Source organism: Sphingorhabdus sp. (genome assembly GCF_044374345.1).
GTDB lineage: Bacteria > Pseudomonadota > Alphaproteobacteria > Sphingomonadales > Sphingomonadaceae > Sphingorhabdus_B.
On the sequence record NZ_JBILOS010000028.1, the window covers coordinates 1 to 24197 of the forward strand.

Here is a 24197-nt window from a genome sequence, read left to right on the forward strand (position 1 = left end):
CGGCGTCTTCACGCGATTCCTGCTCCAAACGCTTCGCCTTCTTTTCGAGATAGGTCGAATAATTGCCTTCATACACAAAATACCGTCCGCGATCGAGCTCGAGGATCCAGCTGACGACATTATCCAAGAAATAACGATCGTGGGTCACGAGAATGACGTTGCCCTTGTAATCGACCAAATGCTTTTCCAGCCATGCAACCGACTCTGCGTCCAAGTGGTTGGTCGGTTCGTCGAGCAGCAATATGTCTGGCTTTTCCAGCAAGAGCCGCGTGAGCGCGATACGACGCTTTTCACCACCCGAAAGGCTGGTGACAGGGCTGTCGCCGGGAGGGCAACGCAGCGCGTCCATAGCGAGCTCCAGCTGGCTATCGAGCGACCAGCCATCAACGGCATCAATCTTTTCCTGAAGCGTGCCCATTTCTTCCATGAGCGCGTCAAAGTCCGCATCTTCGGGTGGATCGCCCATGATGGTCGAAATCTCGTTAAAACGATCCACAAGGTCGGCAACCGCACGCACTCCGTCCATGACGTTTTCCTTGACCGTTTTGGTCGGATCAAGCTCTGGCTCCTGCGCCAGATAGCCCACGCGGATATGTTCGCCGGGCCATGCTTCGCCGGTAAACTCTGTATCCATTCCGGCCATGATTTTCATCAGCGTGGATTTACCCGTGCCATTTGGCCCAACGATGCCAATCTTTGCATCCGGATAGAATTGCAGATTGATGTTGTTGAGGACGGGTTTGCTTGCGCCGGGGAAGGTTTTCGTCATTCCCTTCATTACGAAGCTATATTGGGCTGCCATGGGCTTTAATTCCTGTGTTGCATTACTTTTGATTTGGCCGCTTCCCTAGCTATCTGCGCGTTTCGCCGCAAGGTGGGATTGCAAATCCCGACGATGCGATTAAGCCTGCCAAGCATGAAGAAAAACATCCTATTGCTCGCCGCAGCCTCTACGCTGTTCCTTTCGCCATCACTTGCACTGGGCGCACCTGCGTCGCCGGATAGTGCTGCCGTCGCATCGATCCGCGACAAAACATTGCAAAGCGACAATTTGGCCTATGACATTGTCGAAGGGCTCACGACCGAAATCGGCCCGCGGCAGGGCGGAACCGAAGCCGAAGCGCGCGCACGGACCTGGTCGGTCAACAAGCTGAAGGCGCTGGGTTTTGAAAATGTCCGCATCGAAGAATATCAGATGCCCACATGGGTACGCGGCGAAGAAACCGCAGCCGTCGTCGCGCCCTTTCCGCAGAAACTGGCCATTGCCGCATTGGGCAATAGCGGCAGCACCGGTGAAGCCGGGCTGGAAGCTGAAATCGTGTACTTCCCGACGATTGATCATTTGCGCGCAGCCCCCGATGGCAGCTTGAAAGGCAAGATTGCCTTTGTCAGCCACAATATGAAAGCCACGCAGGATGGCAGCAGCTACGGCGCATTTGGCCCTGCCCGCTTTGTCGGCCCGAACATCGCCGCCAAAAAAGGCGCTGCGGCTATCGTCATCCGTTCAATCGGAACCGATTATCATCGCAACCCGCACACGGGGAACACCAACTTTGATCCCGGCGTCACGCCCATTCCGGCAGGCGCATTGTCGATACCCGACGCTGAAAATCTGGAACGTATGATTGCGCGCGGCAAGCCAGTGCGGTTGAAACTAAAGCTGACCCCAAAAAATGTCGGGATGCAGACGTCGGGCAATGTTTTGGCTGAGGTTAAGGGATCGAACCCCGAACTGCCCATGATTGTTATCGCCTGCCATCTGGATAGCTGGGACCTTGGGACCGGCGCCATTGATGACGCCGCAGGTTGCGGTATCATCGGGGCAGCAGCCAAGCATTTGCAATCGATGGGCCAACCCAAGCGCACCGTGCGCCTGTTGTGGGCTGGCGCGGAAGAAGTCGGTATTTGGGGTGGCCGGGATTATGGCGAGAAACACGCCAATGAGCCACATGCCCTTGCCATGGAATCGGATTTCGGCGCGGGCAAAGTCTGGGCCGTGGATTTCCGCCTGCCCGAAAGCGCGTCGGCACTTCGCGGTCAAATTGTCTCCGCATTGGCCCCGCTGGGCGTGGTTCCGCGCAAGGAATTGGCCGGCGGTGGCGCGGATGTGGGCGCGATCATCGCCGCGCAAAAATTGGGCATCATCGACCTGCAGCAAGATGGCACGAAATATTTCGACCTGCACCACACGCCCGACGATACGCTCGACAAGATCGACAAAGCCGAATTGCGCCAAAACGTCGCGGCATGGGTTGCAACCTTAGCGCTCGTTGCAAATTATGACGGTGAATTGAAGCCAGAGGCGGCGCGTTGAAACACGCTTTTGTCTTGGCGTTCATGCTTATGGTTGGGGGTTGTGGCGACACGGCCCCCACCGAAACGGACAAGGCTGGTGACGCGGACACAACAGAGGCCGCGCAGAAAAAGGAACTGGCCGCGCAAAAGCTGAGCATTGAACAAGCCGCCGAAGAAGCGACGAAGCTGATTGAAGCGGATGCAAAGGCTGAAATTGACGCGGCCAATGCAAGTGGCGGCGCTGCCCAGTAAGTAAACACTTCCGCTGGACGGGGCACCGCTATCGGTGTTCTGTGTAGTTTTCCGAAAAAAAATGGTCGGGGAGACAGGATTCGAACCTGCGACCCTCTGGTCCCAAACCAGATGCGCTACCAGGCTGCGCTACTCCCCGACATGGGATCACTGGTATAACAATGTCCGCGCGGCTGGCTGCCTGCCAAATTCCACAAAAGTGAAACTGGTGGGCCCGGAGGGACTCGAACCCCCGACCTAGCCGTTATGAGCGGCCAGCTCTAACCAACTGAGCTACAGGCCCTGACCGGCTCGCCAACTGCCTGCGCGCCGATAGCCGAACTTTGGGCGAGGTTGCAAGCCTTTATCTCACCAAAAAGATTTAAATCGGCTGACGTTTACATAAAGCACCATCCTTTTGGGTCGAACGCTTCTGTTCCACCATATCATTATCGCTCTTCGTCCATTAATCCGGCTCGCCCGTCATTGACGGCTGGAAGCGACACGATCAGCGCTTGATTGTAGCAACGTAAATCCCCGCCAGCATTTCGGGCAAGGCTCCGTACGAGGCGCAACGAAAAGCCAAGCCCAAGCAATGGCGCGTCATGAGAATCATCAAGCGGGCCGGAGCCGAACAGTGCGTCCTCATCCATATCGCCAAGCTTTTTCGGTAAACTAAGCACAAAACGGTTAACCGCATTCAACCCGGGCTCCGTCCGGAAACGACCATCGAGGACTTCGCCAGGCTCGCAGCCGATGATGACGGCAGACAACAGCCGCGAAAACAGACGCTCTGCCAGTTGGTTATCCAGCGCAAATGGCCGGACCGGATGTGCATGGACCAAGTTCAGGGTAACGTGCAAAGCGTCGCTCAATTCGCGGAGCCGATCTGCCAACCGAAGCGACAGCCAATCGCAATCGGTTAAACCGACCTCCGTAACATAAGTTCCCGTTTCAATTTTTGCAGCGGTTGAAAGATCATCCAAGCCAGACAGCAAACGCCGGGCATCGTGCAGGATGCTAGCGGCTATTGTGCGATATTCCTCGATGACAGGACCAAAGAGTTGCTGTTCGATAATTTCGGAAAAGCCGATAATGGCACCCAATGGCGTGCGCAGTTCGTGCAACAATTGCTGGATATTTTCCGCGTCATGCGTGTCGCCTTCCGGAATGTGCGCGACTTCCGCGATATTGGGGCGACGCAATATCCCGCGATAGCCTTTGAACCGTCCACTGGCAGGTTCAAAAAACGGTGCCGCGTTGATCCGCCAGTCCCCGGCAATCGCAGGCGCGCCGCACAGGCGCAGGCGCGCATTTTCAAGTGGCATTTTTTGCCGAAAGGCAGCGGCGCCATAGGCATCTGGTCCGGGCCCCTGGTCAAATGCGGGCTCCGCAATATCCACGCCAACAACCGCCCCTGCGGGTGCGCCTTCAACCGAGCTGATGGTGCCATATTCGTCGGTTTCAAAGCCTATTTCGTCAATCGGTTTGCCAAGCGAAACGACTGGTTCGACAGACGCCCCGGCCTGTATTTCAGCCGCATCGTGACGTTCCCGCTCAATCCGCAATTTTTCGATGCGTTCAACAATGTCACGGATTTGCACAACCTGCGGCGCACGCACCGCTGTCTCGGTAAAGGATCTGTCGAGAGACAGCGCGAAATCAGCCGAAGAGCATGACCGAAGCGCACGCAGGGTCATGGGACCAAGGTCCCCGCGGTTGCGCAAGAACCCGCGCGCTCGGGTGGACATATGGGGCACGATATCAGCCCATTCATGATCACTCAGCCGTGCGCCACTGACCGCCGCTGCGGCCACCGCCGGAACATCACCCGACAGCAGCAAAAGCAAAGGCGCAGAGCGCAGCCGCCCGGACAAGGCGCGCACGCATTGTTCGCGGACAGGTAAAGGAACTAGGTCCATAAACTGCCGCACTTTTCGTAAGCCAAGGGCAACCACCGCCGGGTCAAAGTCCGAAGGATTTTGCCCTAATAGATCAACCAGTTGCTGCCATTTCGCCGCCAAGCCGATGCCACCATCCCCAGCCTGACGCAAAGTGGTTTCAAGGCGATCGTCAAAGCGCAAATTCGGCACATCCTGATGCATGTTATCGGTGGTGTGGCCGCGGGATAAACCGATATCAGGACGTACGAAAGCGACAAAATTGGTGCGTCACACTTTGGGACAATTGCAATATAATATAATTATATTATAAAGCGGGGGCATAATGGAAATGGAAATAACAAGATCATGGCTAATATGAACCTAGATGCGATAGATTTGAAGCTTTTGGCGGAATTGCAGGCGGACGGTCGCATCACCAATGTCGAACTGGCAACCAAGGTTGGGCTGACCGCCCCGCCATGTTTGCGGCGGATGCGCGCGTTGGAACAGTCGGGAACGATTAAATCCTACCACGCAGATGTGGACGCAAGTGCCTTGGGCTACACAATCACCGTATTTGCGATGGTCAGCTTAAAAAGTCAGGCCGAAGAAGATCTGAAGGCGTTTGAGCAGCATGTTCGGGCACTCCCAGATGTGCGCGAGTGCCATATGCTGAATGGCGAAATTGATTTCATCCTAAAAATCGTTGCGCGCGATTTGCAGTCATTTCAGGAATTTCTGACATCGCAGTTAACGTCTGCGCCCAATGTAAACAGCGTAAAAACATCGCTGACTATTCGCACCGCCAAAGACGAACCGGGCGTGCCCATACCGATGGCATAAAAAAGGGCCCGATTGCTCAGGCCCTTTTCAATCAATTATCGCAAAGCTTATATCGCTGGTATTGCCGCAGGCGCCGCTGCTGGTGCGGACTTTTCCAAATGGCTGATGAAGATCAGCCAATATTCGGCAATCGCCTTGCGGTTTGCTCCGGTAATCTGCGCAAAGTCGGCTTTCGCGCCAGCATAATCGCCCAGCATGGTTTTCGACATGGCAAGACGGAAACGGGTGCGGTCAGTCTGGTTTCCGCCATCCTTATCGAGCACTGGACCCTTGCTTAACGCGGTCTCGTACAGATCCTTGGCTGTCTTATAATCCTTATGTGAGAAGAATGAGTCGCCTGTCAGGGTCGCCAGCATCGCTCTGGGGCTCGCTTTTGCTGGGGCAATCGTTCCCGCCAATGTACGGGTATCTTCCGCCAAACGTGCCTTGGCTTCGTTGTAACGCTCACTGAAGGTCACGTTGTTGCGTGAGATGATGCCCTTTGCAAAGCCTTCGTCCAATACCGACACAGCCTCTGCCGGATAACGCACGCCGATATAGCTTAAGCTATCGAGATATTCGGCATATTCTTGTTGAAAGCGCAATCCATTGGTCGCGCGCATCAAGCGCATGAGGTCAAGCGACTCTTCAGGGTTCGTGTTGAGCGAACGGTTGAAGAACGCAAGGGCATCATGCCAGAAATCGGGGTTATTTTCGGCGATCACCAAATCCTTGTAGAAATTGGCAGCACCGGCATAATCTTTCGCTTTCGCAGACAGGTTGGCGGCACGAACGACATAGGCTTTGTTTACCGCTCCGGCTGCCTTGCTCGCTGCAATCGCCTTGCCGATCCAAACGATAGCGTCAGCATCCTTATTCTGCTGCGACATGGCGTTGGAAATCAGAAATTCGATATTATTGGCGCGATAACCAAGGTTGTACGCATCCATCATATTCTTTTCAGCGTCGGCAAATCTTTTGCCGTCATAAGCAATCGCGCCCTTGCGGAACGTATAGGCCTGTTTCATATCCACAGGCGTGGTTGCGGATGCGAGCAACAGATCAATACCCTGATCCTGCAAAGCCGTATCTTTCGCCATCACACCGATGTTGACGGCCAAAATGCCTGCTTCATAACGGTCGTCATCATTGGCAATGGCCGCAAGAATCTTCGGAAATTCGGCCTTCGCTGCGACCGGATCCTTGGTTTTGTTCAAAAGATTGGCGACAGGCATGTACGCCGCGATGAACGGCTTGGAATAATTTCTCTTGGGAGCCGCAGGCGTGGCTTCCTTCCCCTTTTTTTCCTTTTTTGGCTTTTCATCGGACTGCGCAAAAGCAGGCGCTGCGGTTATAGCGACCAATGACAGTGCAAGGGCAAATTTTGAAACCAGCTTCATGTAACTCTCCGGGACTAGTGATATATTGCCGTGGGCTTTGGTTAACGTCGTGTATAGGACCTTGCCATCTTCAGTGCAATTGACATAGCGCGGTCGCATGAATTCCCGTTGAACGAACCAGAGGAAAATTCAAGTGCCAGAACGCACCGCAGTTATAATTGGCGCACGGGGTGGCATTGGTGCCGCGCTGGCCGATGCTTTGGATGCGGGCGATCAATATGACCGCGTCATTCGGCTGCATCGCGCAAGCGCGCCGGCAATCGACATATTGGACGAGGCAAGCATAGCCGCCGCAGCGCGCGATTTGGCGGGCACAACGCCGCAATTGGTCATCGTGGCCACTGGGTTGCTGCACACAGATGCCAAGGGGCCGGAAAAAAGCCTGCGCGAGCTTGATCCTGAATGGATGATCGAAAATTACCGCATCAATGCGGTTGGCCCCGCTTTGGTGGCGAAACATTTTCTGCCGATCATGGCCAAGCAAGGCCCGGTCTGCTTTGCGGCGCTTTCCGCGCGCGTGGGCAGCATTTCGGACAATCGGCTTGGCGGATGGCATAGCTATCGCGCGTCGAAATCCGCGCTCAACATGTTCATCCGCAACATTGCAATCGAATGGCAGCGCAAAAATGCGCAATCGGTTGTGGTCGCCCTGCACCCCGGCACCGTCGAAACGCAGCTGAGCGCGCCATTTAAGGGTAATCCGGCGCATGAACGCTTCGTCCCTGCCCGCGCAGCTGCGGATATGCTTGCCGTGCTTGCAGGGCTGCACCCCGAGCAAAGCGGCCAGATTTTCGCGTATGACGGCAGCGTCATCGCCCCCTAATCCACACCACTGCGTGAATCTGTGGATAAGCTGTAGACAACAGCCCTATTTGGACAGTCGCTTGTGGTCATATGACCGACTTGGGTCTATGGCTTAGTGACCCAAAAAATATAAGGATTTTCGCGCTGTGAGCGACGACATAGTTACAATGGAACCATCGGACATTTCGCCCGTCGACATCGTCGATGAAATGAAGTCGAGCTACCTCGATTATGCGATGTCGGTCATTGTATCCCGCGCCCTGCCGGACGTGCGGGACGGCCTCAAACCCGTTCACCGCCGCATACTGTTCGCAAGCCAGGAAGGCGGCTTTGTCGCGGGCCGGCCCTATCGCAAATCGGCAAAGATTGTCGGCGACGTCATGGGCAATTATCACCCGCATGGCGACAGCGCGATTTACGATGCCCTTGCCCGTATGACGCAAGATTGGTCGATGCGCGTTCCGCTGATCGATGGTCAGGGTAACTTCGGATCGATGGACCCTGATCCGCCAGCATCGATGCGGTACACCGAAGCGCGGTTGAACAAGGTCGCCAACGCGTTGTTGGATGATCTCGATAAAGACACCGTCGATTTCCAACCCAATTATGACGGCAGCCGCGAAGAACCGCAGGTTTTGCCCGCACGTTTCCCCAACCTGTTGGTCAACGGCGCTGGCGGTATTGCCGTCGGCATGGCCACCAACATCCCGCCACATAATCTTGGCGAAGTTATCAAGGCCTGCCTGGCCTATATCGATAATCCGGCCATTTCCATAGATGAGCTGATCGAGATCGTCCCTGCCCCTGATTTCCCCACGGGGCCGTTAATCCTTGGCACCGGCGGCGCACGTGCGGCCTATCGCGAAGGCAAGGGCTCCATCATGCAGCGCGCGCGCCACGAGATTGAAGAAGGAAAAGGCGATCGTCGCTCTATTGTCCTGACCAGCATTCCGTTTCAGGTCGGCAAATCCGCTTTGGTCGAAAAAATCGCCGAAGCCGCGAAGGACAAGCGCATTGAGGGCGTGTCCGACATTCGCGATGAATCCAGCCGCAAGGGCGTACGCATCGTCATCGATCTGAAGCGTGATGCGACCACAGATGTGGTGCTCAACCAATTGTGGCGCCACACACAGGCGCAATCGAGCTTTCCCGCCAATATGCTCGCCATTCGCGGCGGACGGCCTGAAGTCCTCAACCTGCGTGACATCATTGAGGCATTCATCCGCTTCCGTGAAGAGGTTATCACCCGCAGAACCAAGTTCGAACTGAACAAAGCGCGCGAACGGGCGCATTTGTTGCTTGGCCTTGTTGTTGCCGTCACCAATTTGGACGAAGTCGTCCGTATCATTCGCGGTTCTGCCAGCCCGGCCGAAGCTCGCGCTGCGCTGATCGCGCGCAAATGGCCAATTGCCGAAATCGCGTCGTACATCAAATTGGTGGAAGCGGTTGAAACCGAAGTTTCGGGCGACAGCTACCAATTGTCGGAGCTTCAGGTGCGCGCCATTCTCGAACTGCGCCTGCATCGTCTGACGGCGCTTGGCCGTGACGAAATTGGTAAGGAACTTCAGGGGCTTGCCGAAAGCATCGCAGAATATCTCGCAATTTTGGGCGACCGCGTAAAGCTGTACGCGGTTCTGCGTGAAGAGCTGGTCGCCATTGACGCCGAGTTTTCGACGCCACGCTTGTGCGAAATCACCGCCAGCTGGGACGGTCTTGATGACGAAGACCTTATGGAGCGTGAGGAAATGGTCGTCACCGTCACCCATGGCGGATACATCAAACGCACCGCACTGGCCGCTTTCCGCGCCCAGAACCGGGGCGGCAAGGGCCGCGCGGGTATGGCGACGAAGGATGAAGATGCCGTCACCGAACTGTTCGTCACCAGCACGCACACACCCGTATTGTTCTTCTCAAACATTGGTAAGGTTTACCGCCTAAAGGTCTGGAAGCTGCCCGAAGGCGGCCCATCGACCCGCGGTCGGCCCATGGTCAATCTGCTGCCATTGGGCGAAGGCGAAGTCATTTCCAACGTTTTGACGCTGCCTGAGGACGAAGCCGAATGGGGCGGCCTCAGCGTCGTATTTGCCACGGCCAAGGGCTATGCCCGTCGCAACAGCATGGACGCATTTGCCAATGTCCCAAGCAACGGCAAAATCGCCATGAAGTTTGAAGGCGAAGATGCCGATGACAAGCTGATCGGCGTGGAATTGTTAAGCGCTGAAGACGACGTCTTGCTGGCCAGCCGCAATGGCAAGGCCATCCGCTTTGCCGCGGACGACATTCGCGAATTCCAAAGCCGTGCGTCGACGGGTGTTCGCGCGATGAAGCTCGCCAAGGGGGACGAGGTTATCTCGCTATCCATCCTTCAGCGCGTGGGCACCTCGCCCGAAGAGCGCGAGGATTATCTGCGTTTTGCGCCATGGAAGCCCGAGAAGGAAGGCGAGCCCACAATGTCGGCGGAACGCATCGCGGAGATGGCGGAGCGTGAACAGTTCATCCTGACCGTATGCGCCAATGGCTATGGCAAATTGTCGTCAGCTTATGGATATCGCCGCACCGGTCGTGGTGGTCAGGGCATCACCAATATCGACAATATCGAACGCAACGGCCCCGTTGTCGCCAGCTTCCCCGCAACCAAGGGTGATCAGTTGATGCTCGTCACCGACCAGGCAAAGCTGATCCGTATGCCACTGGACAGCCTACGCGTCCTTGGCCGCGGCACCGCAGGCGTGCGTTTGTTCAACGTTGGCGACAATGAACATGTTGTCGGCGCAGCGAAGATTGACGAGAGTGATGATGAGGGGGATGCTGAAGCCACAAGCGGCGATACGCTGATAACTGAGGACGAAAATCAGCCTGCACAAGACTAAAGGTTTAAGGGGTGTGCGGTCTCACGGCGTGAGACCGTTGCTTTAAAACTCTTGCATAAGCAGGCTGTCCGGGCACGACCCAATTGCAGACGTTCATGGGTTAAAGAACCGACCATGCCAACAGTACCAATATGCTTGCGCCTATCGTGATCCAAATTGCGAGTGAAGCATCTGCGATTTGTACCCAAAAAAACGGGTGCTCCAGCATCGGACTGTCTTTCTCAATCAGCTTGGGGTCAACACCCGTTTGATAGGCCAGTGCCTCAGTGAAGCGATCCCATGTGTCACCGTCAACCGGAACCTCCGCAGGCAACGCTCTACAAAGTGACGCGTATACGTCCCCAGCAGTTAGCCAGTACGGGGCATCAGCTTTATCCAGCGTCACACCAAAGACACGTTCAACATCTTCTATAGCGTCTATCTCGTCACCATCGCCGCCAAGACCGACACTGTTTGGTGGAACGATTTTCGTCGGTTTATTGATACAACTATTTCCATTCATCGCAACGACCGCTCCCCAGCCAATGGCGGACTTTAATGAGGCCTCTCCACAAGGCGTATCTTAGTTGACCGATAATTCGGTCCCGGCAGATAAGAGAAATTGCTGAAGCCCCATATGACATCGCTTGGGCCCACCACCAGTTCCAGTCCCGCAGCCGTTGCCTTCCAAACCGGTGGAGGCCCGTCATGCGTGTCGATGATGGCGACTTGCTTGCAATCAGACAAGTCCGTCTGACAAATCCAAGCCTTGTGTAACGTATCTCCCGTGGCACCTCCCGCGGTGTAGGTCCGTTCGACAGCGGCCATGGCTCCACCGCTAATTGATAGCGATGATGTTAGGCCATCGGCCTCCAAGTTCGCGCTATCTGTCACGGAAAGAGGCTTGCTGCATCCGCAGATACCCGTGGCGAGTAACAGAAGTAAGGAGATGCCCTTCATTTGAAATAGGATAGCGTGTACTTCGGCAGTGCGCAATGTCAGCATTTACGGTGACGATGCACTTAACGCCCTCTCTCCGCTAATGGCGTGGCGCGAGACCAATCACCGCACAGCTTTCCCACACCATCCAATATTGTCATCCCCGCGAACGCGGGGATCCATGGCCGGACATGTCCGCTTAACTAACGACCGTTGTTCGAACTCCCCTCCCAGACCATGGATTCCCGCTTTCGCGGGAATGACACAGTGTGCGTGGTGACGGTGGCTTAACCCCCGACCGCACACCGCAACATCCGCTTTCCTACAAATAACCAAATAGGTTATATCATGTCTTTTGAAGGAAAGAGACATGGACCACAGCCCCGACGACATCCCTCCCCCCTCCTCGCTCCGGCATGACGCCGACGCGCGGCTGCCTGCTGCTGCGTATCTGCGTTACCAATCGCGCGCCGATGGCTGGAGCGCGGGGCGGCAGGCGGCTTTTTTGGCGCATCTGGCCGACAATGGCGTGGTTGCCGATGCGGCGCGCGCGGTGGGGATGAGCGTGAGCGGCGGCTACGCGCTGCGGCGTACCACCGCCGGCTATGTATTCAATCTGGGATGGGAGGCGGCGTTAATCATCGCGCGGCGCATCATTGCTGACCGGCTGATGACCGCCGCGATCAATGGCGAAGAGGCCCGGTGGGTGCGCGAAGAAGGCATCACCACATATACACGGCAAAATACGAAGCTGTCCCTGACCCTGCTCGACCGCGTCAATCCGGCACGGACGTTGGAAGAGGTTATGGCGGTCGCATCGCGCTTTGACCTGTTTTTACAACTGGTCGACGACGGGGTCAGCGCGGAGGAAATGTGGGATTATCTTTTCGACGATGCGCTGCCACATAGCGACATGGGCGCGCGGGAAAGGGTAAGGGCTGCGCTTCTACTTACTGAAGAATCCGCGGGTTTTAACGATGGCGAAGGCGAACCGGATGCCAATGCCGAAGAAGATGCACCGGTGGAATATAAATCAATCGACGGCCCGCCGCGGCAGACCGCCCGTTCATTCCTCTCCGGCCGGATAATGCCCGCGTTTGACCAAGGTTTGCGCCACGCCAACCGCAATCATCAACACACCGAAATAATAAAGATACCAAATCGCGATGCCCGATACCTTGGAATTTGCGAGCGGGCCAAGCTCCGCGAATATCAGCAAGTCCGAAATGACAAACAAAACCGCGCCAAACCCGACACGGTAACGGGGAAAATTGCTGCTCCACGCCATCGCCGCCATCGCGGCCAAAATGACGCTATAGGCCGCAACCTGAACCGCTTCGTCGGTGGTCGGCGGAAGACCATAAGCAATCACCGGCGTCAGCAGAAAAATCGCGATTGCGAGCAGTTTCTGGCTAAAGGTCGGCGCCACACGCCTGTGCCGGAAATACAGCCAGATGGCGACCAGATGACCGGCGGCAAAGGCCAATGCGCCTGCAACCATGCTGAATTCAATCAAACCGTCGCCCAGCGCATAAAAGGCCAAAATGATCGCCAAGGGCACAAATTCCCCCACATGATGGCGGTGCAACGCAAAGGGCACCAGCAAGCCGACGGCCGCCATTTTCCAGACGAGGGCAATCAATCCGCCCTCAAGCGGCAGAAATAGCCATGTTGCCGGAAAACTTATCCCGGCGATCAGGCTGGCCAACAGATATGGGCGTTTATGTGCGAGATCCTGTGTCATCCGCCGATTCATCGTGCAAACAACCGCGCAAGACAAGTGGAATATGGTCCATCATCTTATCCGCCGTCAGCCCTGGCCCCGCACGCACGCCGATGTCACCATGCAACCACGCAGCTATGCAGGCGGCTTCAAAGGCGGGAGTGCCTTGCGCCATCAATCCGCAGATCAGGCCGGTCAGCACATCGCCCGACCCCGCGGTTGCCAGCCATGGCGACGCATGGCGGTTGACGGCAACACGCCCGTCGGGCGCGGCGATGTGGGTTTGCGGACCTTTCAACAGGACCACCGCCCCCGACCGCCGCGCCGCAGTATATGCTGCCGCCGCGCGATCGGCGAGATCGATATCGGGAAACAGCCGGGCAAATTCGCCGGCATGTGGGGTCATGACGTCATCAGCGCCGAGATGTTTGAAAAGCCGCGCAGGGCCGCCCGCGAACGCGGTGATAGCATCGGCATCCAGCACCATCGGTATATCGCGCTTCAGCAGCACACAGACAATATCCGCGATGTCCGCCCCTGCCCCCGGCCCAATGGCGAGCGCCGTCACACGCCGGTCGATACACGCCAACGCATCATCCGCCTCACGCAGCATGATCGCGGTCACATGCGCGGCCTGTTCCACAAGCGCGGCCTTGTTTCCGAATATGGTCACCAGCCCTGCCCCGACCGCCAAAGCCGCCTGCGCCGCCAACCGCGATGCGCCGGTCTGCAACGGTGGCCCGCTCCAGACCATCGCGTGGCCGCGGCTATATTTATGCGCGTCGGACGGCGGCGGGACCAGCGTTGGCCGGGTGATCGTGCCGTCTTCGGCAAGGTTAAGCGTAAATCCCATAGTCCATCTTGCCGCTTTTACCTGTGCAGCGCCAAAGATTTTTGATAGCCGCGCCACATGACCAAATCATATGACGTTCAAATTATCGGTGGCGGCTTGGCAGGGTGCGAGGCAGCTTGGCAATTGGCGCAGCGCGGAATGCGGGTGAAGCTTTCGGAAATGCGCGGTTCCGGCGACATGACGCCAGCGCACCAGACCGATGGGCTTGCCGAACTGGTATGCTCAAACAGCTTTCGTTCGGATGATGCGGAAAACAACGCCGTGGGCCTGCTGCATCAGGAAATGCGCGATCTGGGGTCGCTGATCATGCAAGCCGCTGAAGTCGCGAAGGTTCCCGCCGGATCGGCGCTGGCGGTTGACCGTGATGTTTTCTCAGAAACCGTCACCAAGCATCTGGAAAACAATCCAAATATCGACATCGTGCGCGAACGTGTGGATATCATTCCGGCCGACCGCCCTGTCATTATCGCCACGGGACCACTGACCGCGACCAACCTTGCCGAAAGCATCATGGCGAAAACCGGCCAAGATCGCCTTGCCTTTTTCGACGCAATTGCGCCGATTGTGTACCATGACAGCATCGACATGGACATCGCATGGTATGCATCACGCTGGGACAAGGGCGAAGGTAAGGATTATATCAACTGCCCGATGGATGAAGCGCAATATCGCGCCTTTCATCAGGGATTGCTCGATTCCGAGAAATCCGAATTCAAGGAATGGGAAACCAACACCCCTTATTTCGAAGGATGCATGCCGATTGAGGTCATGGCGTCGCGCGGATTGGATACGCTGCGTTTTGGCCCGATGAAGCCCGTCGGCTTGGATAATCCGCGCACCGGGCGCTGGGCCCATGCCGTGGTGCAGCTGCGTCAGGACAATAAGCAAGGCACATTGTGGAACATGGTCGGGTTTCAAACCAAGATGAAACATGGCGCGCAAGTCGAACTGCTGCGCACGATCCCCGGTCTGGAAAAGGCCGAATTTGCGCGGCTTGGCGGCTTGCACCGCAATACATTCATTCGATCGCCGATCCTATTGGACCGTCAGCTGCGCCTAAAATCATCGCCGCATATCCGCTTTGCCGGACAGATTACGGGCTGCGAAGGCTATGTCGAAAGCAGCGCGGTTGGGCTGATGGCCGGGATTATGACCGCAGCGGAGATTTCCGGCCGAACCGTTACAGCGCCGCCGCCGACCACCGCGCTCGGTGCGCTTTTGGGGCACATCACGGGGGATGCGCTGGCCGATGACTATCAACCCATGAACATCAATTTCGGGCTGTTCGCGCCGCTGGACGAAAAAGTGCACAAAAAATCGCGTAAGGCCGCGATGACGGGCCGTGCGCGGACGGACTTAAACAGTTGGATCAGCGCGCAAAAGGTTGCGGCTTAACAGCGGCATCCGGGCTTTTCGGCCTGTTTGGAGCGGGTCTGCGCAAATTCCTTGCGGGTGAGCAACTGGTCCTTGTTCCTGTCCGCGCCCGCAAAGCGCTCTCCGGTCGCCGCCGCCCATTCTTCGAAAGTGAGCAAATTATTGCCATCGCGGTCCAATGCCTTGAACGCCTTCGTTCGGCTTCCCATCATTTCGACGCGGGAAATCAGCTCGTCCCTGTTGCGGTCATAGCGGTTGAAACGCATTTCCTCACGACTTGCCTTTGGCGCTTCGGGCGGCGCTGGACCGAACGCGGGCGCATTGGGTCCCGCTTGGGGCAAGGCATCCAAGATCGCCTCAGGCGGCGGCGCAGCGGGGATCAGGTTCGGCTGGTTCGCCTGTGTCTGCCAGAACCAAAGCCCTGCAACGACGAGCAACAATGCCGCTACACCGCCCACCAATATCCGCTGCATGACCTTCCCCCCATGATGACATCATGGCAATAGGGCCACAAAGCTACCACCCCGTCAAGGCATGGCCAACAAGACGCAATCCCGTCACCTTTCGAACCGACATCGCCAAAATGGACAAGGGACGAAGTTTGCGGCCTTTAGGCAACGCCGGAAGTGGCTGGTTATTCGGCACGCTCAATTTTGACGGGAATTCCAAACGCAACGCATCAAGAGCCCATTGATGTGACACAGAACTGACATCACATCCCTCGCCTATCCAAGCGGCGTAAGATCCAAAAATCGCGCGCCCACGTAAAACGGTATGTTTTGCAACATCCTGTGCCGCCCACTCCCCCTCGCCCAGCAGCAACTCCCAAGCCGAAACCAAGTCCTCCAACGCTGACGGTGAAATGACATCTCCACACGCGCCCAGGGATTGCAGCAAAGGTTCACCCTTTGGTCGAAGCGCAGGTTCCGCGGCAAAAGCATCACGCCACCATGCCAATTTTATCTGCGCAATCATCGGCTCACGCGCTTTGCGCACGATGTCGGCAAAACGCGCATCCAATTGAAGCAGAACGGAGAAAGCAGCGCGAAATGCAACCGGCGTGTAGGCGACCGCAAGGTTGGCCGGAGGCGGAAGATGTAATGATGTCTCGTTCATGTCGTCATTCGCTTCATGTTAATAAATTTTCTATGGTTAACAATTGGGTAACCCTGATCCTTCAAAGAGCACTTACTACGACGCGCGTAGAGGGTGTCGAGGATCCATTGTGGAAACCAGGGGACAGCAACTGTGAAGAATGTCGAGGCGAACAAGGTGTCTGGCGTGATGTCGCGCTTGCTAAAGAATGAAGACGGCAATATCATTGCTCTTCTCGCCGCGTCGGTAATTCCGGTCTTCGGTCTTGTTGGCGGCGGTTTTGACATGACCCGCATCTATCTAAGTCAAACGCGGTTACAAGGTGCTTGTGATGCCGGCGCGCTCATCGGGCGTAAAACGATGGGACTTGGCACATGGACCGCCAATAACAACGCCGCAAATACGCAGGCGGAAAGGCTGTTCGACCAGAACTTCCCAAGCGGCGCTTATGGCACGGCCGGACTTACACGCAGCTTCGCAGAATCCAACGGAAACGTTACAGGGACGGCATCTGTTACCATTCCCATGACGTTGATGCAGGTACTTGGCCAAAAATCCCAAGTTGTTTCAGTCAACTGCCAGGCGGAACTGCGTGTCCCCAACACTGACGTTATGTTCGTGTTGGATACAACAGGGTCGATGGACCAGTCGATTCAAAATTCAGGGTCATCTGAACGAAAGATCGATGGTCTGCGCAAGGCAGTGAAATGTTTTTACGAAGCACTGGCGAAGCAAAACATCACGGACGTGACGCCGTCAGACTGCGGAGAAACGGTTGATCCCACTCCATCCAACGTCGGCAATGTACAATTGCGATTTGGTTTTGTGCCTTATGCCGTCAACGTAAATGTTGGAAGGTTATTGCCGCTCGATTACATGGCGGACCGATGGACCTACCAGTCGCGGGAAGCGTCGTTCACCACGGGCAGCAACGCGATTCCTATATACCAAGGCGAAGGCTCACCCAACTCGGGAGGTTCAGTAACAACAAGTCTTGCAGATACCCCTTGGGAAGATACCGGACAAAATATTGGGCAGTACCCTTCGGTTCTTTTGACAAAAGAGAGCGAATGCCCGCCGCCAGGGGGGGCACCTAAAACGGAACTTATCTCGACAGACGGGCCACGCCAACTTGTCTCGCAGTCGCCCACCACGCCGGTTTATGGTACTCATAACTCTATAACACGAACCTACCAGCAGGTAAGTTCCACAGCCCAGCGATCCTACCGGTATACGTATAGTGCCCTCTTGTTCGGCAGGGGCATATGCAGGTTGCAATCTCGTGATACGGGGCAACAAAATGTCACCACCACGACGACAACCACCGAGGCTATCAACTGGACACGAAATACCAATTTTGCGGGTTGGGCCTACAAACCGGTTACATTCAACGTAAGCGGCTTGAAAGATAACGGAACAAATTCTTGGCGTTCATCGTTGCAACTGCCAATCGGCACGGACGGCGCCAACGCCACGGTCAACTGGAGCGGGTGCATCGAGGAGCGGCAAACCTTCCGAGGGCCCGACAGCGATCCTTCCAACGATTGGGATCCGATTCCGTCAACCGCGCTGGACATGGACATTGATCTGGTGCCGACGAAATCAGACATTGCAACTCAATGGGGGCCTATGCTGCCAAGCGTCATATGGCAGCGCTATCTGGTCAACACGGACGGGTCGGGAAACAAAAGCCGTTCGTCCACGCGGACGACGTCCAATGTATCGGTGGGAAAAGACGACGGGGTTTTAATGCCAACGGTTGGTGAGAGCTGCCCGACCGCTGCAAAGAAATTTCAAACGTGGACGCCTTCCGATTTTCGCAATTATGTGAATAGCCTTACTACGGATGGCTATACATATCACGACATCGGACTGCTCTGGGGCGCGCGCATTATGTCGCCAACCGGTATTTTTGCAGCGCTAAATGCCCCAAAGAATATGACCATTGAGCGTCATATGGTGTTTATGACGGATGGTGAGACCAACGTCGTCCACGATGACTATTCGGCTTATGGTGTGCATTGGTATGACCGCCGACAGACGCCGATCAGTACTGCACCGTCCAACAGCCAGCTGGTCAATATGACGGACGCGCGGACGGCAGCGCTTTGCAAAGCCATCAAAAACAAAAATATCAATCTGTGGGTCGTGTCCTATGGAGACCTTAGTGGTCCAACCAACGACAGGTTGAGAGCGTGCGCAACACCGGGTAAATTCTTTCAAGCTACCAGCGTTGCGTCCTTGGTCAGCAACTTCAAAGAAATTGCTGCTAAAATTTCAGCACTGCGTCTGACGCAATAAGGACGAGGCGCTCGGTGACCACAAAATTCTCATCAAACGAAGATGGTGTGTCCATACTCGAATTCGCCCTTATTGCGCCTGTGGTCATGGCGATGATGCTGGGTACGTTGGATATCGGACACTCCCTTTTCGTTCGTGCGACCCTAGATGGCGCTGTGCAGGACGCCGCAAGAAGTTCGTCGTTAGAAGGCGCAACGTCCGAAACGCAGCAAGATCTTATCGATGAACGCGTAGCATCGACGATCCGCGAACTCGCCCCAGATGCTAAAGTCACGGTAAGCCGACGTTATTACAAGACCTTTTCGACGGCCGCGCTGGCACGCGCGGAAGAGGTTATAGAACAATCACCTGGTAATTTGAAATGCGATCGCGGTGAAAGCTTTATGGATGCAAACGGAAACGGCGTTTGGGACGCCGATGGCGGATCCGATGGGCAAGGTGGCGCAAGGGATATCGTTATCATCACATTTAAGGTCAGCTACCCCCGCCTTTTCCCAATGGCGGCATTGCTTGGCTGGTCGGCCAATGTCGAAATGCAATCAGAATCTATTCTCGCAAACCAGCCTTATGGTGACCAGACAGGCTTTGGCAAACCTGTCCAAGTCAACTGCCCATCGGTGTAATACATGGAACACACATTTCTGAGAACATTCCGCCAACTAAAGCGTAACGAAAGTGGTGTGGCGATGGTCGAACTTGCAGTGTCGTTACCCTTCTTCCTCGGCCTGGTCGTAGGAGGCGTCGAAACCGCAAACTATGCCTCTGTCATCATGCAGATAAACCAGATTACACTACACACCGCCGATGCGGCAGCGCGCATTGGGACAACAACGCCGTCAGCTAACAAAACTATTTCTGAAGCGCAAATCAACGACGTTTTTCAAGGATCTTTGCGTGAAGGCAAACGCATCAACCTTGGCGGAAATCACGACTACACCGATCCATCATCCAAAGTGAAGTCTACGCGCGGCAACGCCCGAATCATTTTATCCAGTGTGGAAGAGGTCGCTGCATTTGACGCTTCTGCGCCGCGCTACCGCATTCGTTGGCAACGCTGCGCGGGCTCAGCTACCTTTTACAAATCAAACTACGGTACCACGTCAACAGCGAGAAGCATCACCGGAATTGGCCCGGTTGGACGGCAAGCATCCCCTCCCCCTGGAGGTGTGTTAATGTTCGTCGAAATGCAATATTATTTTAAGCCAATGATCATAAACGGCTTTTCGAACCTGACCGATAGGACGATCAGTCAAGTCGCATCTATGGTGGTCCGCGAAAACCGCGACACAGTTGGCCCCACTGGAAGCGACGGGATATACAATGATGAAAAGGTCACCGTCTCCACCTGTTAAAGCGGGGACGGCGGATATTCCTCTAAAGACCTAACGTTTTGCGAACTCCAGCAACAATCTTGTCGGAATGGATCAGCGTCGCCTTCTCCAGATTAGCCGCATAGGGCATCGGAACGTCTTCGTTGGTGATGCGCAAGACGGGTGCGTCGAGATCATCGAACCCCTGCTCCATGCACACCGCAAGGATTTCGCTGCCGACCGAACACACCGGCCAGCCCTCTTCGGCCACCACCAGGCGATTGGTTTTTGCAAGGCTCGCCAGCACCGTTTGCGTATCCAGCGGACGAATGGTGCGCAAGTCAATAACCTCCGCGCTGATACCTTCGGCGGCTAACATGTCAGCGGCCTCCAACGACAGCCCCACGCCAATGGAATAGCTTACGATCGTAACGTCCGTGCCTTCGCGCATGATGCGTGCCTTGCCAATCGGCAACACATGGTCGTCACCTGTGGGAACATCAAACGTGCGACCGTAAAGCAGTTCGTTTTCGAGGAACACGACAGGGTCCTCGCACCGGATCGCGGCCTTCAACAAGCCTTTGGCGTCTGCGGCATCATAGGGTGCAATCACAATCAGCCCGGGCACGCTGGCATACCATGGCGCATAATTCTGGCTGTGCTGCGCACCGACGCGCGCTGCTGCACCGTTTGGACCACGGAACACGATGGGGCAGCGCATCTGGCCACCCGACATATAATTGGTCTTTGCCGCCGAATTGATGATGTGATCGATCGCCTGCATCGCAAAGTTAAACGTCATGAATTCGATGACAGGGCGAAGCCCGCCCATCGCGGCGCCAGTGCCGATACCTGCAAAGCCATATTCGGTAATTGGCGTATCGATAACGCGGCGGGCGCCGAATTCGTCGAGCAAGCCCTGCGTCACTTTGTAAGCGCCCTGATATTCAGCGACTTCCTCACCCATGACAAACACACGGTCATCGCGGCGCATTTCTTCCGCCATTGCGTCGCGCAAAGCTTCACGCAAGGTAACTGACTGCATCGCAGCGCCATCCATTGCGACGGGCGCCGCCTTCGGAGCAACGGGAGCGACCGCAACCACGACCTCAGCTGCCGGCGTCGGTGCGACGGCGGGCGGCGGGGTGGTTTTTGCTGGAGCAGCAGCCTCGTCATCGCTAGAGATCAGCGCAATCACGGTGCCGACCTTCACCCCGTCGGTGCCCTCAGGCACGGAAATGGAAGTAATCACGCCTTCATCAACGGCTTCAAACTCCATTGTCGCCTTGTCGGTTTCGATCTCGGCAAGGATATCGCCAGACTTGACGCTATCGCCTTCCTTCACCAACCATCTGGCGAGCGTGCCTTCTTCCATCGTTGGAGAAAGCGCAGGCATTTTCAGTTCGATTGCCATCAATATTGCTCCACCAACACGTCAGTATATAGTTCGGACAAATCCGGTTCAGGCGATGCTTCCGCAAAATCAGCAGATTCGTTCACGATTTTCCGGATTTCCTTCTCAATGGCCTTCAACTCGTCGTCGCTCACGCCAAGGTCGGCCAGATACGCCTTGCATCCTTCAATAGGGTCGCTGTTGTCACGTACCGACTGCACTTCATCGCGGCTTCTGTACTTCGCCGGATCGGACATGGAGTGCCCGCGATAACGGTATGTCTTCATTTCGAGCAATACAGGGCCCTTGCCGCTGCGCACCCAGTCCAATGCAACCTCGGCAGCACCGCGCACGGCGAGAACATCCATACCGTCAACCTGAATGCCCGGAATGCGGAAGCTTTCGCCGCGGCGGTATAATTGGTCCTCGGACGACGCGCGGTTTACGCTGGTGCCCATCGCATATTGGTTATTCTCGATGACGAATATGATCGGAAGTTTCCACAATTCCGCCATGTTAAAGCTTTCGTAGACCTGCCCTTGGTTGGACGCACCGTCGCCAAAATATGCGAGGCACACCCCGCCATCGTTCGAATATTTGTGGCCGAAGGCAAGGCCCGCACCCAGCGAGACCTGCGCCCCAACGATGCCATGGCCGCCGTAAAATTTATGCTCCGTCGAAAACATATGCATCGACCCGCCCTTGCCCCGCGAAATGCCCGCCGCACGGCCAGTCAGTTCCGCCATGATCAGATTGGGATCAATGCCATATGCCAGCATATGCCCATGGTCACGATATCCCGTGATGACGCTGTCCTTGCCGGGCGTCAGCGCGGATTGCAGCCCAATGGCGACGGCTTCTTGGCCGATGTACAAATGGCAAAACCCACCGATCAGGCCAAGGCCATATAACTGCCCCGCTTTTTCTTCAAAACGGCGGATCAAGAGCATGTCGCGATAGAATTTCAGAAGCTCTTCTTTGGTCGCTTTATATGGCTTTGGTTCGCTCGGACGTTCGCGGTTGGCGCGCGCGACGTCTTCGCTCACACTGGCCTTCTTCGACACAGATTTTTTCGCTGGGGTGGTTGCCAAAACAAGTTCCTTTGGTGGAATTTTTATATGCGCATGCGTTGTCGCCTAGTCAAAATCGACCAAGGTGAAAAGCGCTTTTCCGCAACGGAATGCACTGCATAGCTATTCATTCTATGACGAGTGTATCACTTTAAAGGAACGACAACCTCATCCGGGGCAACAACGTTCAGTTCCTTGCGCATTAATTCGCCGGCCAAGTCAGGATCGACATTATCGCGGTCCAGAAGCAACTGCCGATTCCGCAGAGCATCCCGCTCCTTTTGCAGCTTTGCCAGCTCAATTTTACGCTCACTCAGCGCCGCCCGATAGTCCGTCCATGCAATGATACCGGTTGGCCCAAGAAGCGCATAAGACGCAATACCCAGCAAAGCGACAAGCGCCAATGCTGGCCCAATCACCGACTTCACATATTCAGGCTTTCGGTTTGAACGCACCATATTCAGACAGAATCATATTTTCGGACAAATGGCAAGAAAGGAGAGGTCAGCGGAATATACCCTGCCCCGCATATTGCGCCGATGCACCCAGCTCTTCTTCAATGCGGATAAGCTGGTTGTATTTTGCCAACCGGTCGGACCGCGCAAGGCTTCCGGTTTTAATCTGGCCGCAATTTGTCGCCACTGCCAAATCGGCGATGGTCGCATCTTCCGTCTCGCCCGAACGATGTGACATCACGGCGGTGTAAGAAGCCCGGTGCGCCATCGATACAGCAGCCAGCGTTTCCGTCAGCGTACCAATCTGATTGACCTTCACCAACAAGGAGTTGGCAAGACCTTTGCCAATGCCCATTGCGAGACGCTCTGGGTTGGTGACGAACAAGTCATCGCCGACCAACTGAACCTCGTGGCCGATCTTGTCGGTAATGGCTTTCCAACCTTCAAAATCGTCTTCGCTCATGCCGTCCTCAATAGAGCGGATGGGATAATCCTTGCAAAGCGCAGCGAGGTAATCCGCCATTTCATGCGGAGAAAGCGAGAGACTTTCGCCGGAAATTTCATATTTGCCGTTGCGGAAAAATTCGGTCGCGGCGCAATCCAGGGCAAGCACAACGTCTTCACCAGCTTTAAACCCAGCCTTGTCGATTGACGTCATGATGAAATCAAGCGCGTCACGCGTAGAGGCAAGATTTGGCGCAAATCCGCCTTCATCGCCAACCGACGTCGCCAAACCCTTTTCATGCAGGCCTTTTTTGAGCGTGTGAAAAATTTCGGAGCCCCAGCGAACGGCTTCTGAAATAGATCCCGCGCCAACGGGCATGACCATGAATTCCTGAAAATCGATGGGGTTATCTGCATGTTCACCACCGTTGATGATATTCATCATCGGGACCGGCAGGACATGCGCGTTCACGCCGCCAACATAACGATATAATGGCAACCCGCGTGCGTCCGCAGCGGCCTTTGCGACTGCCAAACTGACGCCCAAAATAGCATTGGCACCAAGGTTCGACTTGTTGTCGGTACCGTCCAAGTCGATCATCACGGCATCGACATTTTCCTGATCTTCTGCGTCGAGTTCCAAGAGCGCTTCATAAATCGGCCCATTAACCGCCTCGATTGCCTGTAACACACCCTTGCCCATATATTTGGACATGTCGCCATCGCGCTTTTCTACGGCTTCATATGCGCCTGTAGATGCGCCCGATGGAACAGCTGCGCGGCCAAAACTGCCATCTTCCAACAACACATCAACTTCGACTGTCGGGTTGCCCCGGCTATCCAAAATTTGGCGGGCATGTATGTCGAGGATCGCAGTCATGGAAAGCTCCAGTAAAATCGTGATGGGAACAATGTCAGCGCGTCTATCGTTGTGTTGATGATTTGGCAACGACGCT

The 24197-nt window shown here is 55.6% G+C and carries 21 protein-coding genes and 2 tRNA genes; 9 read left to right on the plus strand and 14 right to left on the minus strand.

All coding sequences use genetic code 11. The features are described from left to right. On the minus strand, positions 1-802 hold an 802-nt coding region (locus tag ACIQ5B_RS04465), incomplete at its 3' end, for an ATP-binding cassette domain-containing protein (RefSeq protein ID WP_397597978.1). 114 nt (positions 803-916) lie between these two features. Here ACIQ5B_RS04465 and ACIQ5B_RS04470 point away from each other — a divergent pair. Together ACIQ5B_RS04470 and ACIQ5B_RS04475 are read left to right on the plus strand one after the other, a co-directional pair. Next, positions 917-2314: a M28 family peptidase gene (locus tag ACIQ5B_RS04470; RefSeq protein WP_397597979.1), complete on the plus strand. Its 1398-nt coding sequence runs from the start codon at positions 917-919 to the stop codon at positions 2312-2314. Continuing rightward, complete coding sequence (locus ACIQ5B_RS04475) at positions 2311-2547, plus strand: hypothetical protein (RefSeq protein ID WP_397597980.1); 237 nt, start codon at positions 2311-2313, stop codon at positions 2545-2547. Before ACIQ5B_RS04470 ends, ACIQ5B_RS04475 begins: the two co-directional genes overlap by 4 nt. 62 nt (positions 2548-2609) lie before the next feature. Here ACIQ5B_RS04475 and ACIQ5B_RS04480 read toward each other — a convergent pair. The 3 genes from ACIQ5B_RS04480 to ACIQ5B_RS04490 form a co-directional block, all read right to left on the minus strand. Then, a tRNA-Pro gene (locus ACIQ5B_RS04480) sits at positions 2610-2686 on the minus strand. A 67-nt stretch (positions 2687-2753) separates the two neighbouring features. Continuing rightward, positions 2754-2830 (minus strand) — tRNA-Ile (locus ACIQ5B_RS04485). A gap of 145 nt (positions 2831-2975) precedes the next feature. After that, the gene (locus tag ACIQ5B_RS04490) at positions 2976-4631 is read right to left on the minus strand and encodes a histidine kinase dimerization/phospho-acceptor domain-containing protein (RefSeq protein WP_397597981.1); all 1656 of its coding nucleotides are present in this window, start codon (positions 4629-4631) and stop codon (positions 2976-2978) included. 144 nt (positions 4632-4775) lie between these two features. Here ACIQ5B_RS04490 and ACIQ5B_RS04495 point away from each other — a divergent pair, with 144 nt between their 5' ends. Continuing rightward, positions 4776-5252, plus strand: coding sequence for an Lrp/AsnC family transcriptional regulator (locus tag ACIQ5B_RS04495; protein ID WP_397597982.1), 477 nt, complete (start codon positions 4776-4778; stop codon positions 5250-5252). A gap of 47 nt (positions 5253-5299) precedes the next feature. Here ACIQ5B_RS04495 and ACIQ5B_RS04500 read toward each other — a convergent pair whose 3' ends face one another. Next, positions 5300-6631 (minus strand): hypothetical protein, encoded by a 1332-nt coding sequence (locus tag ACIQ5B_RS04500; RefSeq protein ID WP_397597983.1) that lies wholly within the window; start codon positions 6629-6631, stop codon positions 5300-5302. A 127-nt stretch (positions 6632-6758) separates the two neighbouring features. Between ACIQ5B_RS04500 and ACIQ5B_RS04505 the strand changes: the two genes are divergently transcribed. Then, positions 6759-7454, plus strand: coding sequence for an SDR family oxidoreductase (locus tag ACIQ5B_RS04505; RefSeq protein ID WP_397597995.1), 696 nt, complete (start codon positions 6759-6761; stop codon positions 7452-7454). A gap of 148 nt (positions 7455-7602) precedes the next feature. Next, the gene (gene gyrA, locus ACIQ5B_RS04510) at positions 7603-10305 is read left to right on the plus strand and encodes a DNA gyrase subunit A (protein ID WP_397597996.1); all 2703 of its coding nucleotides are present in this window, start codon (positions 7603-7605) and stop codon (positions 10303-10305) included. Positions 10306-10405: 100 nt separating this feature from the next. On the opposite strand, the gene ACIQ5B_RS04515 is transcribed toward gyrA, so the two are convergent. The 3 genes from ACIQ5B_RS04515 to ACIQ5B_RS04525 all read right to left on the minus strand — a co-directional run bounded on the left by ACIQ5B_RS04515 (position 10406) and on the right by ACIQ5B_RS04525 (position 13799). Then, positions 10406-10807, minus strand: a complete 402-nt coding sequence (locus tag ACIQ5B_RS04515; protein WP_397597984.1) for a hypothetical protein — start codon at positions 10805-10807, stop codon at positions 10406-10408. 1482 nt (positions 10808-12289) lie between these two features. Further along, positions 12290-12979, minus strand: a complete 690-nt coding sequence (locus tag ACIQ5B_RS04520) for a lysoplasmalogenase family protein (RefSeq protein ID WP_397597985.1) — start codon at positions 12977-12979, stop codon at positions 12290-12292. Beyond that, positions 12945-13799 carry an NAD(P)H-hydrate dehydratase gene (locus ACIQ5B_RS04525; protein WP_397597986.1) on the minus strand — a complete coding sequence of 285 codons (855 nt, stop codon included), beginning with the start codon at positions 13797-13799 and terminating at the stop codon, positions 12945-12947. The genes ACIQ5B_RS04520 and ACIQ5B_RS04525 overlap by 35 nt, the downstream gene beginning before the upstream one ends. Positions 13800-13856: 57 nt before the next feature. Between ACIQ5B_RS04525 and trmFO the strand changes: the two genes are divergently transcribed. Continuing rightward, complete coding sequence (gene trmFO / locus ACIQ5B_RS04530; protein ID WP_397597987.1) at positions 13857-15194, plus strand: methylenetetrahydrofolate--tRNA-(uracil(54)-C(5))-methyltransferase (FADH(2)-oxidizing) TrmFO; 1338 nt, start codon at positions 13857-13859, stop codon at positions 15192-15194. Here the strand turns inward: trmFO and ACIQ5B_RS04535 are convergent. Together ACIQ5B_RS04535 and ACIQ5B_RS04540 are read right to left on the minus strand one after the other, a co-directional pair. Then, complete coding sequence (locus ACIQ5B_RS04535; protein WP_397597988.1) at positions 15191-15646, minus strand: hypothetical protein; 456 nt, start codon at positions 15644-15646, stop codon at positions 15191-15193. The genes trmFO and ACIQ5B_RS04535 overlap by 4 nt on opposite strands. A 43-nt stretch (positions 15647-15689) precedes the next feature. After that, entirely contained in the window at positions 15690-16289 is a 600-nt protein-coding gene (locus ACIQ5B_RS04540; RefSeq protein WP_397597989.1) for a hypothetical protein, read from the minus strand. A gap of 132 nt (positions 16290-16421) precedes the next feature. On the opposite strand from ACIQ5B_RS04540, the gene ACIQ5B_RS04545 reads away from it, so the two are divergent. The 3 genes from ACIQ5B_RS04545 to ACIQ5B_RS04555 are packed head-to-tail and all read left to right on the plus strand — an operon-like array spanning position 16422 to position 19921. Further along, positions 16422-18569: a Tad domain-containing protein gene (locus tag ACIQ5B_RS04545; protein ID WP_397597990.1), complete on the plus strand. Its 2148-nt coding sequence runs from the start codon at positions 16422-16424 to the stop codon at positions 18567-18569. 14 nt (positions 18570-18583) lie between these two features. Next, on the plus strand, positions 18584-19192 hold the full coding sequence (locus ACIQ5B_RS04550) for a TadE/TadG family type IV pilus assembly protein (protein WP_397597991.1): 609 nt from the start codon (positions 18584-18586) through the stop codon (positions 19190-19192). A gap of 3 nt (positions 19193-19195) precedes the next feature. Then, positions 19196-19921, plus strand: a complete 726-nt coding sequence (locus ACIQ5B_RS04555) for a TadE/TadG family type IV pilus assembly protein (protein WP_397597992.1) — start codon at positions 19196-19198, stop codon at positions 19919-19921. A 22-nt stretch (positions 19922-19943) separates the two neighbouring features. Here ACIQ5B_RS04555 and ACIQ5B_RS04560 read toward each other — a convergent pair whose 3' ends face one another. The 4 genes from ACIQ5B_RS04560 to eno form a co-directional block, all read right to left on the minus strand. Further along, positions 19944-21293 carry a pyruvate dehydrogenase complex E1 component subunit beta gene (locus tag ACIQ5B_RS04560; RefSeq protein ID WP_397597993.1) on the minus strand — a complete coding sequence of 450 codons (1350 nt, stop codon included), beginning with the start codon at positions 21291-21293 and terminating at the stop codon, positions 19944-19946. After that, positions 21293-22363 (minus strand): pyruvate dehydrogenase (acetyl-transferring) E1 component subunit alpha, encoded by a 1071-nt coding sequence (gene pdhA / locus ACIQ5B_RS04565; protein WP_397597994.1) that lies wholly within the window; start codon positions 22361-22363, stop codon positions 21293-21295. Before pdhA ends, ACIQ5B_RS04560 begins: the two co-directional genes overlap by 1 nt. A gap of 125 nt (positions 22364-22488) precedes the next feature. Next, positions 22489-22800, minus strand: coding sequence for a septum formation initiator family protein (locus ACIQ5B_RS04570; RefSeq protein WP_183940863.1), 312 nt, complete (start codon positions 22798-22800; stop codon positions 22489-22491). Positions 22801-22846: 46 nt separating this feature from the next. Further along, the gene (gene eno / locus ACIQ5B_RS04575; RefSeq protein ID WP_397597997.1) at positions 22847-24121 is read right to left on the minus strand and encodes a phosphopyruvate hydratase; all 1275 of its coding nucleotides are present in this window, start codon (positions 24119-24121) and stop codon (positions 22847-22849) included. Positions 24122-24197 lie beyond the last annotated feature (76 nt).

Excerpts from the sequence above, each read along its gene's own strand:
- ACIQ5B_RS04470 (WP_397597979.1), top strand. The coding sequence starts at position 917 with ATGAAGAAAAACATCCTATTGCTCGCCGCAGCCTCTACGCTGTTCCTT.
- ACIQ5B_RS04490 (WP_397597981.1), bottom strand. The coding sequence starts at position 4,631 with ATGCATCAGGATGTGCCGAATTTGCGCTTTGACGATCGCCTTGAAACC.
- ACIQ5B_RS04495 (WP_397597982.1), top strand. The coding sequence starts at position 4,776 with ATGGCTAATATGAACCTAGATGCGATAGATTTGAAGCTTTTGGCGGAA.
- ACIQ5B_RS04500 (WP_397597983.1), bottom strand. The coding sequence starts at position 6,631 with ATGAAGCTGGTTTCAAAATTTGCCCTTGCACTGTCATTGGTCGCTATA.
- gyrA (WP_397597996.1), top strand. The coding sequence starts at position 7,603 with ATGGAACCATCGGACATTTCGCCCGTCGACATCGTCGATGAAATGAAG.
- ACIQ5B_RS04515 (WP_397597984.1), bottom strand. The coding sequence starts at position 10,807 with ATGAATGGAAATAGTTGTATCAATAAACCGACGAAAATCGTTCCACCA.
- ACIQ5B_RS04520 (WP_397597985.1), bottom strand. The coding sequence starts at position 12,979 with ATGAATCGGCGGATGACACAGGATCTCGCACATAAACGCCCATATCTG.
- ACIQ5B_RS04525 (WP_397597986.1), bottom strand. The coding sequence starts at position 13,799 with ATGGGATTTACGCTTAACCTTGCCGAAGACGGCACGATCACCCGGCCA.
- trmFO (WP_397597987.1), top strand. The coding sequence starts at position 13,857 with ATGACCAAATCATATGACGTTCAAATTATCGGTGGCGGCTTGGCAGGG.
- ACIQ5B_RS04535 (WP_397597988.1), bottom strand. The coding sequence starts at position 15,646 with ATGCAGCGGATATTGGTGGGCGGTGTAGCGGCATTGTTGCTCGTCGTT.
- ACIQ5B_RS04540 (WP_397597989.1), bottom strand. The coding sequence starts at position 16,289 with ATGAACGAGACATCATTACATCTTCCGCCTCCGGCCAACCTTGCGGTC.
- ACIQ5B_RS04555 (WP_397597992.1), top strand. The coding sequence starts at position 19,196 with ATGGAACACACATTTCTGAGAACATTCCGCCAACTAAAGCGTAACGAA.
- ACIQ5B_RS04560 (WP_397597993.1), bottom strand. The coding sequence starts at position 21,293 with ATGGCAATCGAACTGAAAATGCCTGCGCTTTCTCCAACGATGGAAGAA.
- ACIQ5B_RS04570 (WP_183940863.1), bottom strand. The coding sequence starts at position 22,800 with ATGGTGCGTTCAAACCGAAAGCCTGAATATGTGAAGTCGGTGATTGGG.
- eno (WP_397597997.1), bottom strand. The coding sequence starts at position 24,121 with ATGACTGCGATCCTCGACATACATGCCCGCCAAATTTTGGATAGCCGG.